At 40.2% G+C, this 12,649-nt stretch carries 23 protein-coding genes; 22 read left to right on the forward strand and 1 reads right to left on the reverse strand.

Annotated features, from left to right (window positions below; all coding sequences use genetic code 11):
• Positions 1-151: 151 nt before the first annotated feature.
• Positions 152-592 (reverse strand): hypothetical protein, encoded by a 441-nt coding sequence (locus HT703_RS06650; protein ID WP_050222809.1) that lies wholly within the window; start codon positions 590-592, stop codon positions 152-154.
• A 520-nt stretch (positions 593-1,112) separates the two neighbouring features.
• Between HT703_RS06650 and rpsJ the strand changes: the two genes are divergently transcribed.
• The 22 genes from rpsJ (at position 1,113) to secY (ending at position 12,583) form a co-directional block, all read left to right on the forward strand.
• Positions 1,113-1,421 carry a 30S ribosomal protein S10 gene (gene rpsJ, locus HT703_RS06655; RefSeq protein ID WP_001284513.1) on the forward strand — a complete coding sequence of 103 codons (309 nt, stop codon included), beginning with the start codon at positions 1,113-1,115 and terminating at the stop codon, positions 1,419-1,421.
• Between the two features lie 216 nt (positions 1,422-1,637).
• Positions 1,638-2,264, forward strand: coding sequence for a 50S ribosomal protein L3 (gene rplC / locus HT703_RS06660; protein ID WP_000160197.1), 627 nt, complete (start codon positions 1,638-1,640; stop codon positions 2,262-2,264).
• 24 nt (positions 2,265-2,288) lie between these two features.
• Positions 2,289-2,912, forward strand: coding sequence for a 50S ribosomal protein L4 (gene rplD, locus HT703_RS06665; protein WP_000024549.1), 624 nt, complete (start codon positions 2,289-2,291; stop codon positions 2,910-2,912).
• Positions 2,912-3,208, forward strand: coding sequence for a 50S ribosomal protein L23 (locus HT703_RS06670; protein ID WP_001055347.1), 297 nt, complete (start codon positions 2,912-2,914; stop codon positions 3,206-3,208). Before rplD ends, HT703_RS06670 begins: the two co-directional genes overlap by 1 nt.
• A 17-nt stretch (positions 3,209-3,225) precedes the next feature.
• Positions 3,226-4,059: a 50S ribosomal protein L2 gene (gene rplB, locus HT703_RS06675; protein ID WP_000512910.1), complete on the forward strand. Its 834-nt coding sequence runs from the start codon at positions 3,226-3,228 to the stop codon at positions 4,057-4,059.
• Between the two features lie 103 nt (positions 4,060-4,162).
• Positions 4,163-4,444: a 30S ribosomal protein S19 gene (gene rpsS / locus HT703_RS06680; protein ID WP_000533766.1), complete on the forward strand. Its 282-nt coding sequence runs from the start codon at positions 4,163-4,165 to the stop codon at positions 4,442-4,444.
• A gap of 11 nt (positions 4,445-4,455) precedes the next feature.
• A complete protein-coding gene (rplV, locus tag HT703_RS06685; protein WP_000818137.1) occupies positions 4,456-4,800 on the forward strand; it encodes a 50S ribosomal protein L22 in 345 nt (114 codons plus the stop codon).
• Between the two features lie 12 nt (positions 4,801-4,812).
• A complete protein-coding gene (gene rpsC, locus HT703_RS06690; protein WP_000529936.1) occupies positions 4,813-5,466 on the forward strand; it encodes a 30S ribosomal protein S3 in 654 nt (217 codons plus the stop codon).
• 3 nt (positions 5,467-5,469) lie between these two features.
• Positions 5,470-5,883 carry a 50S ribosomal protein L16 gene (rplP, locus tag HT703_RS06695; protein ID WP_000960946.1) on the forward strand — a complete coding sequence of 138 codons (414 nt, stop codon included), beginning with the start codon at positions 5,470-5,472 and terminating at the stop codon, positions 5,881-5,883.
• A 9-nt stretch (positions 5,884-5,892) separates the two neighbouring features.
• Entirely contained in the window at positions 5,893-6,099 is a 207-nt protein-coding gene (gene rpmC, locus HT703_RS06700; protein ID WP_000772918.1) for a 50S ribosomal protein L29, read from the forward strand.
• 24 nt (positions 6,100-6,123) lie between these two features.
• On the forward strand, positions 6,124-6,384 hold the full coding sequence (rpsQ, locus tag HT703_RS06705) for a 30S ribosomal protein S17 (RefSeq protein WP_000440801.1): 261 nt from the start codon (positions 6,124-6,126) through the stop codon (positions 6,382-6,384).
• Between the two features lie 25 nt (positions 6,385-6,409).
• Complete coding sequence (gene rplN / locus HT703_RS06710) at positions 6,410-6,778, forward strand: 50S ribosomal protein L14 (RefSeq protein WP_000616545.1); 369 nt, start codon at positions 6,410-6,412, stop codon at positions 6,776-6,778.
• Between the two features lie 182 nt (positions 6,779-6,960).
• Positions 6,961-7,266, forward strand: a complete 306-nt coding sequence (gene rplX, locus HT703_RS06715; protein ID WP_000497691.1) for a 50S ribosomal protein L24 — start codon at positions 6,961-6,963, stop codon at positions 7,264-7,266.
• A gap of 23 nt (positions 7,267-7,289) precedes the next feature.
• Positions 7,290-7,832, forward strand: a complete 543-nt coding sequence (gene rplE, locus HT703_RS06720; RefSeq protein WP_000013542.1) for a 50S ribosomal protein L5 — start codon at positions 7,290-7,292, stop codon at positions 7,830-7,832.
• A gap of 17 nt (positions 7,833-7,849) precedes the next feature.
• Positions 7,850-8,119: a 30S ribosomal protein S14 gene (gene rpsN, locus HT703_RS06725; protein ID WP_001085703.1), complete on the forward strand. Its 270-nt coding sequence runs from the start codon at positions 7,850-7,852 to the stop codon at positions 8,117-8,119.
• Between the two features lie 285 nt (positions 8,120-8,404).
• The gene (rpsH, locus tag HT703_RS06730) at positions 8,405-8,803 is read left to right on the forward strand and encodes a 30S ribosomal protein S8 (RefSeq protein ID WP_000245503.1); all 399 of its coding nucleotides are present in this window, start codon (positions 8,405-8,407) and stop codon (positions 8,801-8,803) included.
• Positions 8,804-8,990: 187 nt separating this feature from the next.
• A complete protein-coding gene (gene rplF, locus HT703_RS06735; protein ID WP_000086635.1) occupies positions 8,991-9,527 on the forward strand; it encodes a 50S ribosomal protein L6 in 537 nt (178 codons plus the stop codon).
• 83 nt (positions 9,528-9,610) lie between these two features.
• Entirely contained in the window at positions 9,611-9,967 is a 357-nt protein-coding gene (rplR, locus tag HT703_RS06740) for a 50S ribosomal protein L18 (RefSeq protein ID WP_000624044.1), read from the forward strand.
• 17 nt (positions 9,968-9,984) lie between these two features.
• Positions 9,985-10,479: a 30S ribosomal protein S5 gene (rpsE, locus tag HT703_RS06745; protein ID WP_000874202.1), complete on the forward strand. Its 495-nt coding sequence runs from the start codon at positions 9,985-9,987 to the stop codon at positions 10,477-10,479.
• Positions 10,480-10,492: 13 nt separating this feature from the next.
• Entirely contained in the window at positions 10,493-10,675 is a 183-nt protein-coding gene (rpmD, locus tag HT703_RS06750) for a 50S ribosomal protein L30 (protein ID WP_000057241.1), read from the forward strand.
• Positions 10,676-10,819: 144 nt separating this feature from the next.
• Positions 10,820-11,260 (forward strand): 50S ribosomal protein L15, encoded by a 441-nt coding sequence (gene rplO, locus HT703_RS06755; RefSeq protein ID WP_000766086.1) that lies wholly within the window; start codon positions 10,820-10,822, stop codon positions 11,258-11,260.
• A gap of 12 nt (positions 11,261-11,272) precedes the next feature.
• Positions 11,273-12,583, forward strand: coding sequence for a preprotein translocase subunit SecY (secY, locus tag HT703_RS06760; RefSeq protein ID WP_000465393.1), 1,311 nt, complete (start codon positions 11,273-11,275; stop codon positions 12,581-12,583).
• The last annotated feature ends 66 nt before the right edge of the window (positions 12,584-12,649 follow it).

Genomic DNA, 12,649 nt, shown 5'->3' on the forward strand with positions numbered 1-12,649 from the left:
TTTGAAAACAATTGAGTATTAGAAAACCATGAACCTTGTGCGGCGAATGCAGCAGTCCCAGAAATAAGAGATAGTGAAGCAAGAGACAGAAATATTAATGATTTAAATTTTCTTAACATATTTTTTCCTTTCTTATTAAGTAATGCGCTTTTTAATTTAAACGAAGCAACAATTTTCTATCAGTATACTTCAAAACATTGATGTGATTATACTTACTATCATTAAATTTAACGATAATATCATTGCCACTAACGACATATATGTTGTTGATGGCTTGGTTTATATTGCCAACCAAGATATTTGATAAATCTGCATCTACTGTATTTTTTTTAAAAATTGCCTTCGTTTTCATAAAATATAAATAGACATCATTACTTATTTGTATTGCTTGATAATTTGAGAGTTGTTCAAAATTATCTAAATCTGCTTTAACAGATATAGAATAATCTTTATCGGTTTTTATTACCGTTACTTGTAAAGACTCTAGTGGAATAATTTCTCTTGTACTGTCTTGATATACTTTCCAGCCCCAATACCCCAAAAATAGCAAAATAATCCCAATAATCGCTAATAAAAATTTTTTTCTAATCATAGCTTACTCACATTCCAATCTTATTGAAGAAAATCTAGTTTATAGTTCCATTTACAACATCTTAACTAATTTCATTCATTGGCGAGAGCTTGCTAAACTCCCACAAATTCTACCAATATTTTTGAGAACTAAAATTAGTCCTCTCAATGAAGGTATAATAATTTTTTCTTAAAACATCTCCCCCTCCGTTTTTGTTTTGGTTTGTCCTATTTTTTAAATTATATTTACATCTCTTATTATACTCTATTATTTTTAATTTGACAACGCTTTCGCTGTTTTATTTCTTGATTTTTTGTAAAACTTTTCATCAAAAGCGATTTCATCCCAAAAAAAAGAAAAAAACCTAACAAATCCCTTGCAATCGCAGGGGCTTTGTGTTATTCTATTATGGTGCTGTAAATTACAGCTTTAGCTTTGATGCAAGAGGTTGCGACACGCTCGGTTGCATTGCCACGCAACGCCGCGTCGGTTTTCTTGTGGAGCTAGCCTATTATCTTAAATAGACGAAAAGGAGAAAAAAATGGCAAACAAAAAAATCCGTATCCGTTTGAAAGCTTACGAACACCGTACGCTTGACACAGCGGCTGCAAAAATCGTAGAATCAGCTACTCGTACAGGTGCACAAGTTGCGGGTCCAATCCCACTTCCAACTGAACGTAGCCTCTACACAATTATTCGTGCGACTCACAAATACAAAGACTCTCGCGAACAATTTGAAATGCGTACACACAAACGTTTGATCGATATCGTTAACCCAACTCAAAAAACAGTTGATGCTTTGATGAAATTGGATCTTCCAAGTGGTGTAAACGTAGAAATTAAACTTTAATCTAAAATATAAAAGAGCAGAGGCTGGTGTTTCAATCTAATTGAACACGGGCTAAACTCGGTGTGAAAAAGATAAACTTCCTAGTGTCTGCTAGACACTGCGTCAGTTTCCTATTTTCACTTTGAGTTTGACGCCCTTTGTATCTTAGACCTGAGCATAAAAAACGCTCGTTAAAAACTTTTTGAATAAAAAATATAGAAAAGGAACTATTTTCTCATGACAAAAGGAATCTTAGGGAAAAAAGTGGGAATGACTCAAATCTTCACTGAAGCTGGCGAATTGATCCCTGTAACAGTTATTGAAGCAACTCCAAACGTTGTTCTTCAAGTTAAAACTGTTGAAACAGACGGATACAACGCTATCCAAGTTGGTTTCGATGACAAACGCGAAGTATTGAGCAACAAACCTGCTAAAGGACATGTAGCGAAAGCTAACACGGCTCCTAAGCGCTTCATTCGTGAATTCAAAAACGTTGAAGGCTTGGAAGTTGGTGCTGAAATCACAGTTGAAACATTCGCAGCTGGAGACGTTGTTGACGTAACTGGTACTTCTAAAGGTAAAGGTTTCCAAGGTGTTATCAAACGCCACGGACAATCACGTGGACCAATGGCTCACGGTTCTCGTTACCACCGTCGTCCAGGTTCTATGGGGCCTGTTGCACCTAACCGCGTATTCAAAGGTAAAAACCTTGCAGGACGTATGGGTGGTGACCGCGTAACAATTCAAAACCTTGAAGTTGTACAAGTTGTTCCAGAAAAGAACGTTATCCTTATCAAAGGTAACGTACCAGGTGCTAAGAAATCTCTTATCACTATCAAGTCAGCAGTTAAAGCTGGTAAATAATAAGGAAAGGGGAATACAGTCAAAATGGCAAATGTAACATTATTCGACCAAACTGGTAAACAAGCTGGCGAAGTTGTTCTTAACGATGCAATCTTTGGTATCGAACCAAACCAATCTGTTGTGTTTGATGTGATCATCAGCCAACGTGCTAGCCTTCGTCAAGGAACTCACGCAGTTAAAAACCGCTCAGCTGTTTCAGGTGGCGGACGCAAACCATGGCGTCAAAAAGGAACTGGACGTGCTCGTCAAGGTTCTATCCGCTCTCCACAATGGCGTGGTGGTGGAATCGTCTTCGGACCAACTCCACGTAGCTATGCGTACAAACTTCCTCAAAAAGTTCGTCGCCTTGCGCTTAAATCTGTTTACTCAGAAAAAGTTGCTGAAAATAAATTTGTAGCCGTTGATTCTCTTGAATTTACAGCTCCAAAAACTGCTGAATTTGCAAAAGTTCTTGCAGCTTTGAGCATCGATTCTAAAGTCCTTGTTATTCTTGAAGAAGGAAACGAATTCGCAGCTCTTTCAGCTCGTAACCTTCCAAACGTGAAAGTTGCGACTGCTACAACTGCAAGTGTTCTTGACATCGCAAATAGTGACAAACTTCTTGTTACTCAAGCAGCTATCTCTAAAATCGAGGAGGTTCTTGCATAATGAATTTGTATGATGTTATCAAAAAACCTGTCATCACTGAAAGCTCAATGGCTCAACTTGAAGCAGGAAAATATGTATTTGAAGTTGACACTCGTGCACACAAACTTTTGATCAAGCAAGCTGTTGAAGCTGCTTTCGAAGGTGTTAAAGTTGCTAATGTTAACACAATCAACGTAAAACCAAAAGCTAAACGTGTTGGACGTTACACTGGTTTTACTAACAAAACTAAAAAAGCTATCATCACACTTACAGCTGATTCAAAAGCAATCGAGTTGTTTGCTGCTGAAGCTGAATAATCTAAGGAGGAAATATCGTGGGAATTCGTGTTTATAAACCAACAACAAACGGTCGCCGTAATATGACTTCTTTGGATTTCGCTGAAATCACAACAAGCACTCCTGAAAAATCATTGCTTGTTGCATTGAAGAGCAAGGCTGGTCGTAACAACAACGGTCGTATCACTGTTCGTCACCAAGGTGGTGGACACAAACGTTTCTACCGTTTGGTTGACTTCAAACGTAACAAAGACAACGTTGAAGCGGTTGTTAAAACAATCGAGTACGATCCAAACCGTTCTGCAAACATCGCTCTTGTACACTACACTGACGGTGTGAAAGCATACATCATCGCTCCAAAAGGTCTTGAAGTAGGTCAACGTATCGTTTCAGGTCCAGAAGCAGATATCAAAGTCGGAAACGCTCTTCCACTTGCTAACATCCCAGTTGGTACTTTGATCCACAACATCGAATTGAAACCAGGTCGTGGTGGTGAATTGGTACGTGCTGCTGGAGCATCTGCTCAAGTATTGGGTCAAGAAGGTAAATACGTTCTTGTTCGTCTTCAATCAGGTGAAGTTCGTATGATTCTTGGAACTTGCCGTGCTACAGTTGGTGTTGTCGGAAACGAACAACACGGACTTGTAAACCTTGGTAAAGCGGGACGTAGCCGTTGGAAAGGTATCCGCCCAACAGTTCGTGGTTCTGTAATGAACCCTAACGATCACCCACACGGTGGTGGTGAAGGTAAAGCACCAGTTGGTCGTAAAGCACCATCTACTCCATGGGGCAAACCTGCTCTTGGTCTTAAAACTCGTAATAAGAAAGCGAAATCTGACAAACTTATCGTTCGTCGTCGCAACGAGAAATAATATTAAACTAGTCGCTTAAGCAACTAGTAAATCCGCCAGCTCGGTAGCGCTCCATGTGAGCGCAAGCCGCTGTGGTACAACATTTAAAGGAGAAAATATAAAAATGGGACGCAGTCTTAAAAAAGGACCTTTCGTCGATGAGCATTTGATGAAAAAAGTTGAAGCTCAAGCTAACGACGAAAAGAAAAAAGTTATTAAAACTTGGTCACGTCGTTCAACGATCTTCCCAAGTTTCATTGGTTACACTATTGCAGTTTATGACGGACGTAAACACGTACCTGTTTACATCCAAGAAGACATGGTAGGTCACAAACTTGGTGAATTTGCACCAACTCGTACTTACAAAGGTCACGCTGCAGACGACAAGAAAACACGTAGAAAATAAGGAGAACATAAATGGCAGAAATTACTTCAGCTAAAGCAATGGCTCGTACAGTACGTGTTTCACCTCGTAAATCACGTCTTGTTCTTGATAACATCCGTGGTAAAAGCGTAGCCGATGCAATCGCAATCTTGACATTCACTCCAAACAAAGCTGCTGAAATCATCTTGAAAGTTTTGAACTCAGCTGTAGCTAACGCTGAAAACAACTTTGGTTTGGATAAAGCTAATTTGGTAGTATCTGAAGCATTCGCAAACGAAGGACCAACTATGAAACGTTTCCGTCCACGTGCGAAAGGTTCAGCTTCACCAATCAACAAACGTACAGCTCACATCACTGTAGCTGTTGCAGAAAAATAAGGAGGTAAAATCGTGGGTCAAAAAGTACATCCAATTGGTATGCGTGTCGGCATCATCCGTGATTGGGATGCCAAATGGTATGCTGAAAAAGAATACGCGGATTACCTTCATGAAGATCTTGCAATCCGTAAATTCGTTCAAAAAGAACTTGCTGACGCAGCAGTTTCAACTATTGAAATCGAACGCGCAGTAAACAAAGTTAACGTTTCACTTCACACTGCTAAACCAGGTATGGTTATCGGTAAAGGTGGTGCTAACGTTGATGCACTCCGTGCAAAACTTAACAAATTGACTGGAAAACAAGTACACATCAACATCATCGAAATCAAACAACCTGATTTGGATGCTCACCTTGTAGGTGAAGGAATTGCTCGTCAATTGGAGCAACGTGTTGCTTTCCGTCGTGCACAAAAACAAGCAATCCAACGTGCAATGCGTGCTGGAGCTAAAGGAATCAAAACTCAAGTATCAGGTCGTTTGAACGGTGCAGATATCGCCCGTGCTGAAGGATACTCTGAAGGAACTGTTCCGCTTCACACACTTCGTGCAGATATCGATTACGCTTGGGAAGAAGCAGATACTACATACGGTAAACTTGGTGTTAAAGTATGGATCTACCGTGGTGAAGTTCTTCCAGCTCGTAAAAACACTAAAGGAGGTAAATAACCAATGTTAGTACCTAAACGTGTTAAACACCGTCGTGAGTTCCGTGGAAAAATGCGCGGTGAAGCAAAAGGTGGAAAAGAAGTAGCATTCGGTGAATACGGTCTTCAAGCTACAACTAGCCACTGGATCACTAACCGCCAAATCGAAGCTGCTCGTATCGCCATGACTCGTTACATGAAACGTGGTGGTAAAGTTTGGATTAAAATCTTCCCACACAAATCATACACTGCTAAAGCTATCGGTGTGCGTATGGGATCTGGTAAAGGGGCACCTGAAGGTTGGGTAGCACCAGTTAAACGTGGTAAAGTGATGTTCGAAATCGCTGGTGTATCTGAAGAGATTGCACGTGAAGCGCTTCGACTTGCTAGCCACAAATTGCCAGTTAAATGTAAATTCGTAAAACGTGAAGCAGAATAAGGAGAAGGCATGAAACTTAATGAAGTAAAAGAATTTGTTAAAGAACTTCGTGGTCTTTCTCAAGAAGAACTCGCGAAGCGCGAAAACGAATTGAAAAAAGAATTGTTTGAACTTCGTTTCCAAGCTGCTACTGGTCAATTGGAACAAACAGCTCGCTTGAAAGAAGTTAAAAAACAAATCGCTCGTATCAAAACAGTTCAATCTGAAGCGAAATAATAGACTAGGGAAGGAGAAATTTCAATGGAACGCAATAATCGTAAAGTTCTTGTTGGACGTGTTGTATCTGACAAAATGGACAAGACAATCACAGTTGTAGTTGAAACAAAACGTAACCACCCAGTCTATGGTAAACGTATTAACTACTCTAAAAAATATAAAGCTCATGATGAAAACAATGTTGCCAAAGAAGGCGATATCGTACGTATCATGGAAACTCGCCCGCTTTCAGCTACAAAACGTTTCCGTCTTGTAGAAGTTGTTGAAGAAGCGGTCATCATCTAATCAAACCTGAAAGGAGAAAACTGAAATGATTCAAACAGAAACTCGTTTGAAAGTCGCAGACAACAGCGGTGCTCGCGAAATCTTGACTATCAAAGTTCTTGGTGGTTCAGGACGTAAATTTGCAAACATCGGTGATGTTATCGTGGCATCTGTAAAACAAGCTACTCCTGGTGGTGCGGTTAAAAAAGGTGACGTTGTTAAAGCAGTTATCGTTCGTACTAAATCAGGTGCTCGTCGTGCTGATGGTTCATACATCAAATTTGACGAAAACGCAGCAGTTATCATCCGTGAAGACAAAACTCCTCGCGGAACACGTATCTTTGGCCCAGTTGCACGTGAATTGCGTGAAGGTGGCTTCATGAAGATCGTGTCACTTGCTCCAGAAGTACTTTAATTGGTTGCTCAAAGAAAATTAAAACAAGTCTAGGAAGTAAAACGAAAGCATAACTTAAGTTAGGTGAGTTGAAACTGACGAAGGATTGCTTTGATTTTCGAAGAGCAAAAACAAACAAACTAGTCCCCTAGCTTCAAGCTAGGGTGCCCTTATGGGCGTAAGAAAAATCAAGGAGAAACCTAATGTTTGTAAAAAAAGGCGACAAAGTTCGCGTAATCGCTGGTAAAGATAAGGGAACAGAAGCTGTTGTCCTTACTGCCCTTCCAAAAGTAAACAAAGTTATCGTTGAAGGTGTTAACATCGTTAAGAAACACCAACGTCCAACTAACGAGCTTCCTCAAGGTGGTATCATCGAGAAAGAAGCAGCTATCCATGTATCAAACGTTCAAGTTTTGGACAAAAATGGTGTAGCTGGTCGTGTTGGTTACAAATTTGTAGACGGTAAAAAAGTTCGCTACAACAAAAAATCAGGCGAAGTGCTTGATTAATCACGAAGGAAAGGAGAAGTATAATGGCAAATCGTTTAAAAGAAAAATATCTTAATGAAGTAGTTCCTGCTTTGACAGAACAATTCAACTACTCATCAGTGATGGCTGTGCCTAAAGTAGATAAGATCGTTTTGAACATGGGTGTTGGTGAAGCTGTATCAAACGCTAAAAGCCTTGAAAAAGCTGCTGAAGAATTGGCACTTATCTCAGGTCAAAAACCACTTATCACTAAAGCTAAAAAATCAATCGCCGGCTTCCGTCTTCGTGAAGGTGTTGCGATCGGTGCAAAAGTTACCCTTCGTGGTGAACGGATGTACGAATTCTTGGATAAATTGGTTTCAGTTTCACTTCCACGTGTACGTGACTTCCACGGTGTTCCAACAAAATCATTTGATGGACGCGGAAACTATACACTTGGTGTGAAAGAACAATTGATTTTCCCAGAAATCAACTTCGATGACGTTGACAAAACTCGTGGTCTTGACATTGTTATCGTAACAACTGCTAACACTGACGAAGAGTCACGTGCATTGCTTACAGGCCTTGGAATGCCTTTTGCAAAATAATATAGGAGGTAAATCTAATGGCTAAAAAATCAATGGTAGCTAGAGAGGCTAAACGCCAAAAAATTGTTGACCGTTATGCTGAAAAACGTGCTGCATTAAAGGCAGCAGGGGACTATGAAGGTTTATCTAAATTACCTCGCAACGCCTCACCGACTCGTTTACATAATCGTTGTAGAGTTACGGGGCGCCCACATTCAGTTTACCGCAAATTTGGTCTGAGTCGTATCGCTTTTCGCGAACTTGCGCATAAAGGTCAAATTCCTGGTGTAACAAAAGCATCTTGGTAATTTAAGATATCAAGGGCGTCAAAACTCTAAGTGAAAATAGGAAACTTGACGAAGAAACTGAGGTTTCTAGGAAAGTTTATCTTTTTCACACAGAGTTTAGCCCGGGTTCAGTTGGGCTAGCCAATTTGAACACGAGCTACAGCTTTGGCAAAAAAAGACCAATTTTCTTTGGAGCATCGCTCCTGCATCAAATTGCCTATTTTTGCTCTTGCTGTTACGCTCTTTGTATCATGTATTAACTAGCAAGTGCAACTTGCAAACTACTAGTAAGAGGAGAAAAACAAAATGGTTATGACTGACCCAATCGCAGACTTCCTAACTCGTATTCGTAACGCTAACCAAGCTAAACACGAAGTACTTGAAGTACCTGCATCAAACATCAAAAAAGGGATTGCTGAAATCCTTAAACGCGAAGGTTTTGTAAAAAACGTTGAAATCATCGAAGATGACAAACAAGGCATCATCCGTGTATTTCTTAAATACGGACCAAACGGTGAAAAAGTTATCACTAACTTGAAACGTATTTCTAAACCAGGACTTCGTGTCTACAAAAAACGTGAAGACCTTCCAAAAGTTCTTAACGGACTTGGAATTGCTATCCTTTCAACTTCTGAAGGTTTGCTTACTGATAAAGAAGCACGCCAAAAGAATGTTGGTGGTGAGGTTATCGCTTACGTTTGGTAATATTTAGTTCCCAATTTCTTTGTGACTCTTCGTTATCGTCTCTTGCCTAACACAAAGTTATGCCTGCGAGACGATGCCTAGATTCACTTTGAAATTGAAACCTAAATGTTCCTTTAAATCGAGAAATCGATTTAACCCCGTGAAAACTGGCCGTTCTGGCCTGACAATTTAACAGGAGAAAATAAACATGTCACGTATTGGTAATAAAGTTATCGTGTTGCCTGCTGGTGTTGAACTCACTAACAATGACAACCTTGTAACTGTAAAAGGACCTAAAGGAGAACTTACTCGTGAGTTCTCAAAAGATATTGAAATCCGTGTGGAAGGTACTGAAGTAACCCTTCACCGTCCAAACGATTCAAAAGAAATGAAAACTATCCACGGAACTACTCGTGCCCTTTTGAACAACATGGTTGTTGGTGTATCAGAAGGATTCAAGAAAGAACTTGAAATGCGTGGGGTTGGTTACCGTGCACAACTTCAAGGATCTAAACTTGTTTTGGCTGTTGGTAAATCTCACCCAGACGAAGTTGAAGCTCCAGAAGGAATTACTTTTGAACTTCCAAACCCAACAACAATCGTTGTTAGCGGAATTTCAAAAGAAGTAGTTGGACAAACAGCTGCTTACGTACGTAGCCTTCGTTCACCAGAACCATATAAAGGTAAAGGTATCCGTTACGTTGGTGAATTCGTTCGCCGTAAAGAAGGTAAAACAGGTAAATAATGTTGAGTGGTTGATTCTCAACCACCAACCTATTTTCCAACTTTGTGCATAGCACACGATTTAAAACTAAAGAGGTGAAAACTGTGATTTCAAAACCAGATAAAAACAAACTCCGCCAAAAACGCCACCGTCGCGTTCGCGGAAAACTCTCTGGAACTGCTGATCGCCCACGTTTGAACGTATTCCGTTCTAATACAGGCATCTACGCTCAAGTGATTGATGACGTAGCGGGTGTAACGCTCGCAAGTGCTTCAACTCTTGACAAAGAAGTTTCAAAAGGAACTAAAACTGAACAAGCTGTTGCTGTCGGTAAACTCGTTGCAGAACGTGCAAACGCTAAAGGTATTTCAGAAGTGGTGTTCGACCGCGGTGGATATCTATATCACGGACGTGTGAAAGCTTTGGCTGATGCAGCTCGTGAAAACGGATTGAAATTCTAATAGGAGGACACTAGAAAATGGCATTTAAAGACAATGCAGTTGAATTAGAAGAACGCGTAGTTGCTGTCAATCGTGTTACAAAAGTTGTTAAAGGTGGACGTCGTCTTCGTTTCGCAGCTCTTGTTGTTGTTGGTGACCACAACGGTCGCGTAGGATTTGGTACTGGTAAAGCTCAAGAAGTTCCAGAAGCAATCCGTAAAGCAGTAGATGATGCTAAGAAAAACTTGATCGAAGTTCCTATGGTTGGAACAACAATCCCACACGAAGTTCTTTCAGAATTCGGTGGAGCTAAAGTATTGTTGAAACCTGCTGTAGAAGGTTCTGGAGTTGCCGCTGGTGGTGCAGTTCGTGCCGTTGTGGAATTGGCAGGTGTGGCAGATATTACATCTAAATCACTTGGTTCTAACACTCCAATCAACATTGTTCGTGCAACTGTTGAAGGTTTGAAACAATTGAAACGCGCTGAAGAAGTTGCTGCCCTTCGTGGTATTTCAGTTTCTGATTTGGCATAAGAAAGGGGATAAAATGGCTCAAATTAAAATTACTTTGACTAAGTCTCCAATCGGACGCATTCCATCACAACGTAAAACTGTTGTAGCACTTGGACTTGGCAAATTGAACAGCTCTGTTATTAAAGAAGATAACGCTGCTATCCGTGGTATGATCACTGCAGTATCTCACTTGGTAACAGTTGAAGAAGTAAACTAATGAATTTTTAGGGGATGTGCACTATACCATCCCCTAAAACTAGATATAGTCATCTATGATGACGTCGTATAGGCGAGTTGATGGGGGAGACAACCTTTTCTCCCTTATCGGCGCTAGCATTTTACAAAAGAGGAGAAAATAAAAATGAAACTTCATGAATTGAAACCTGCAGAAGGTTCTCGTAAAGTACGTAACCGCGTTGGTCGTGGTACTTCATCAGGTAACGGTAAAACATCTGGTCGTGGTCAAAAAGGTCAAAAAGCTCGTAGCGGCGGCGGAGTTCGCCTTGGTTTTGAAGGTGGACAAACTCCATTGTTCCGTCGTCTTCCAAAACGTGGATTCACTAACATCAACGCTAAAGAATACGCAATTGTGAACCTTGACCAATTGAACGTCTTTGAAGATGGTGCTGAAGTAACTCCAGTTGTTCTTATCGAAGCAGGAATTGTTAAAGCTGAAAAGTCAGGTATTAAAATTCTTGGTAACGGTGAGTTGATTAAGAAATTGACTGTGAAAGCAGCTAAATTCTCTAAATCAGCTGAAGAAGCTATCACTGCTAAAGGTGGTTCAGTAGAAGTCATCTAAGAGAGGTGACCTATGTTTTTTAAATTATTAAGAGAAGCTCTTAAAGTCAAGCAGGTTCGATCAAAAATTTTATTTACAATTTTTATCGTTTTGGTCTTTCGTATCGGAACTAGCATTACAGTTCCTGGTGTGAATGCCAATAGCTTGAATGCTTTAAGTGGATTATCCTTCTTAAACATGTTGAGCTTGGTGTCGGGGAATGCCCTAAAAAACTTTTCGATTTTTGCCCTAGGAGTTAGTCCCTATATTACTGCTTCTATCGTTGTCCAACTCTTACAAATGGATATTTTACCGAAATTTGTAGAGTGGGGAAAACAAGGGGAAGTAGGTCGAAGAAAATTGAACCAAGCTACTCGTTATATTGCCCTTGGTCTAGCCTTTGTGCAATCTATCGGGATTACAGCTGGTTTTAATACCTTGGCTGGAGCTCAATTGATTAAAACTGCTTTAACTCCCCAAGTTTTTCTGACGATTGGTATCATCTTAACAGCTGGTAGTATGATTGTCACTTGGTTGGGAGAGCAAATTACAGATAAGGGATACGGAAATGGTGTTTCTATGATTATCTTTGCCGGGATTGTTGCCTCAATTCCAGAGATGATTCAGGGCATCTATGTGGACTACTTTGTGAACGTCCCAAGTAGCCGGATCACTTCATCTATCATTTTCGTAATCATTTTGATTATTACTGTATTGTTGATCATTTACTTTACAACTTATGTTCAACAAGCAGAATACAAAATTCCAATCCAATATACTAAGGTTGCACAAGGTGCTCCATCTAGCTCTTACCTTCCATTGAAGGTAAACCCTGCTGGAGTTATCCCTGTTATCTTTGCCAGTTCCATTACTGCAGCGCCTGCGGCGATTCTTCAGTTTTTGAGCGCCACAGGTCATGATTGGGCTTGGGTAAGGGTAGCACAAGAGATGTTGGCAACCACTTCTCCAACTGGTATTGCTATGTATGCTTTATTGATTATTCTCTTTACATTCTTCTATACGTTTGTACAGATTAATCCTGAAAAAGCGGCAGAGAACCTACAAAAGAGCGGTGCCTATATCCATGGAGTTCGTCCTGGTAAAGGTACAGAAGAATATATGTCTAAACTTCTTCGTCGTCTTGCAACGGTTGGTTCCCTCTTCCTTGGTGTGATTTCCATTTTGCCGATTGCAGCTAAAGATGTATTTGGTCTTTCTGATGTTGTTGCCTTTGGTGGAACAAGTCTCTTGATCATTATCTCTACAGGTATCGAAGGAATCAAGCAATTGGAAGGTTACCTATTGAAACGTAAGTATGTTGGTTTCATGGATAGAACAGAATAAAAGTATTTACTGATACTCTTCGAAAATCAAATTCAAACCACGTCAGCCTTATCTGCAACCTCAAAG

It is taken from the genome of Streptococcus sp. 3874 (assembly GCF_013276425.1).
GTDB classification, from domain to species: domain Bacteria; phylum Bacillota; class Bacilli; order Lactobacillales; family Streptococcaceae; genus Streptococcus; species Streptococcus pseudopneumoniae.

Bases quoted from the DNA above. Each gene is read 5' to 3' on its own strand.
- secY (WP_000465393.1), top strand. From the start codon at position 11,273: ATGTTTTTTAAATTATTAAGAGAAGCTCTTAAAGTCAAGCAGGTTCGA.
- HT703_RS06670 (WP_001055347.1), top strand. From the start codon at position 2,912: ATGAATTTGTATGATGTTATCAAAAAACCTGTCATCACTGAAAGCTCA.
- HT703_RS06650 (WP_050222809.1), bottom strand. From the start codon at position 592: ATGATTAGAAAAAAATTTTTATTAGCGATTATTGGGATTATTTTGCTA.
- rpsS (WP_000533766.1), top strand. From the start codon at position 4,163: ATGGGACGCAGTCTTAAAAAAGGACCTTTCGTCGATGAGCATTTGATG.
- rpsE (WP_000874202.1), top strand. From the start codon at position 9,985: ATGGCATTTAAAGACAATGCAGTTGAATTAGAAGAACGCGTAGTTGCT.
- rplF (WP_000086635.1), top strand. From the start codon at position 8,991: ATGTCACGTATTGGTAATAAAGTTATCGTGTTGCCTGCTGGTGTTGAA.
- rpsN (WP_001085703.1), top strand. From the start codon at position 7,850: ATGGCTAAAAAATCAATGGTAGCTAGAGAGGCTAAACGCCAAAAAATT.
- rplX (WP_000497691.1), top strand. From the start codon at position 6,961: ATGTTTGTAAAAAAAGGCGACAAAGTTCGCGTAATCGCTGGTAAAGAT.
- rpsJ (WP_001284513.1), top strand. From the start codon at position 1,113: ATGGCAAACAAAAAAATCCGTATCCGTTTGAAAGCTTACGAACACCGT.
- rplE (WP_000013542.1), top strand. From the start codon at position 7,290: ATGGCAAATCGTTTAAAAGAAAAATATCTTAATGAAGTAGTTCCTGCT.
- rplO (WP_000766086.1), top strand. From the start codon at position 10,820: ATGAAACTTCATGAATTGAAACCTGCAGAAGGTTCTCGTAAAGTACGT.
- rplD (WP_000024549.1), top strand. From the start codon at position 2,289: ATGGCAAATGTAACATTATTCGACCAAACTGGTAAACAAGCTGGCGAA.
- rplN (WP_000616545.1), top strand. From the start codon at position 6,410: ATGATTCAAACAGAAACTCGTTTGAAAGTCGCAGACAACAGCGGTGCT.
- rpsH (WP_000245503.1), top strand. From the start codon at position 8,405: ATGGTTATGACTGACCCAATCGCAGACTTCCTAACTCGTATTCGTAAC.
- rpsQ (WP_000440801.1), top strand. From the start codon at position 6,124: ATGGAACGCAATAATCGTAAAGTTCTTGTTGGACGTGTTGTATCTGAC.
- rpmD (WP_000057241.1), top strand. From the start codon at position 10,493: ATGGCTCAAATTAAAATTACTTTGACTAAGTCTCCAATCGGACGCATT.
- rplC (WP_000160197.1), top strand. From the start codon at position 1,638: ATGACAAAAGGAATCTTAGGGAAAAAAGTGGGAATGACTCAAATCTTC.
- rplV (WP_000818137.1), top strand. From the start codon at position 4,456: ATGGCAGAAATTACTTCAGCTAAAGCAATGGCTCGTACAGTACGTGTT.
- rpmC (WP_000772918.1), top strand. From the start codon at position 5,893: ATGAAACTTAATGAAGTAAAAGAATTTGTTAAAGAACTTCGTGGTCTT.
- rplP (WP_000960946.1), top strand. From the start codon at position 5,470: ATGTTAGTACCTAAACGTGTTAAACACCGTCGTGAGTTCCGTGGAAAA.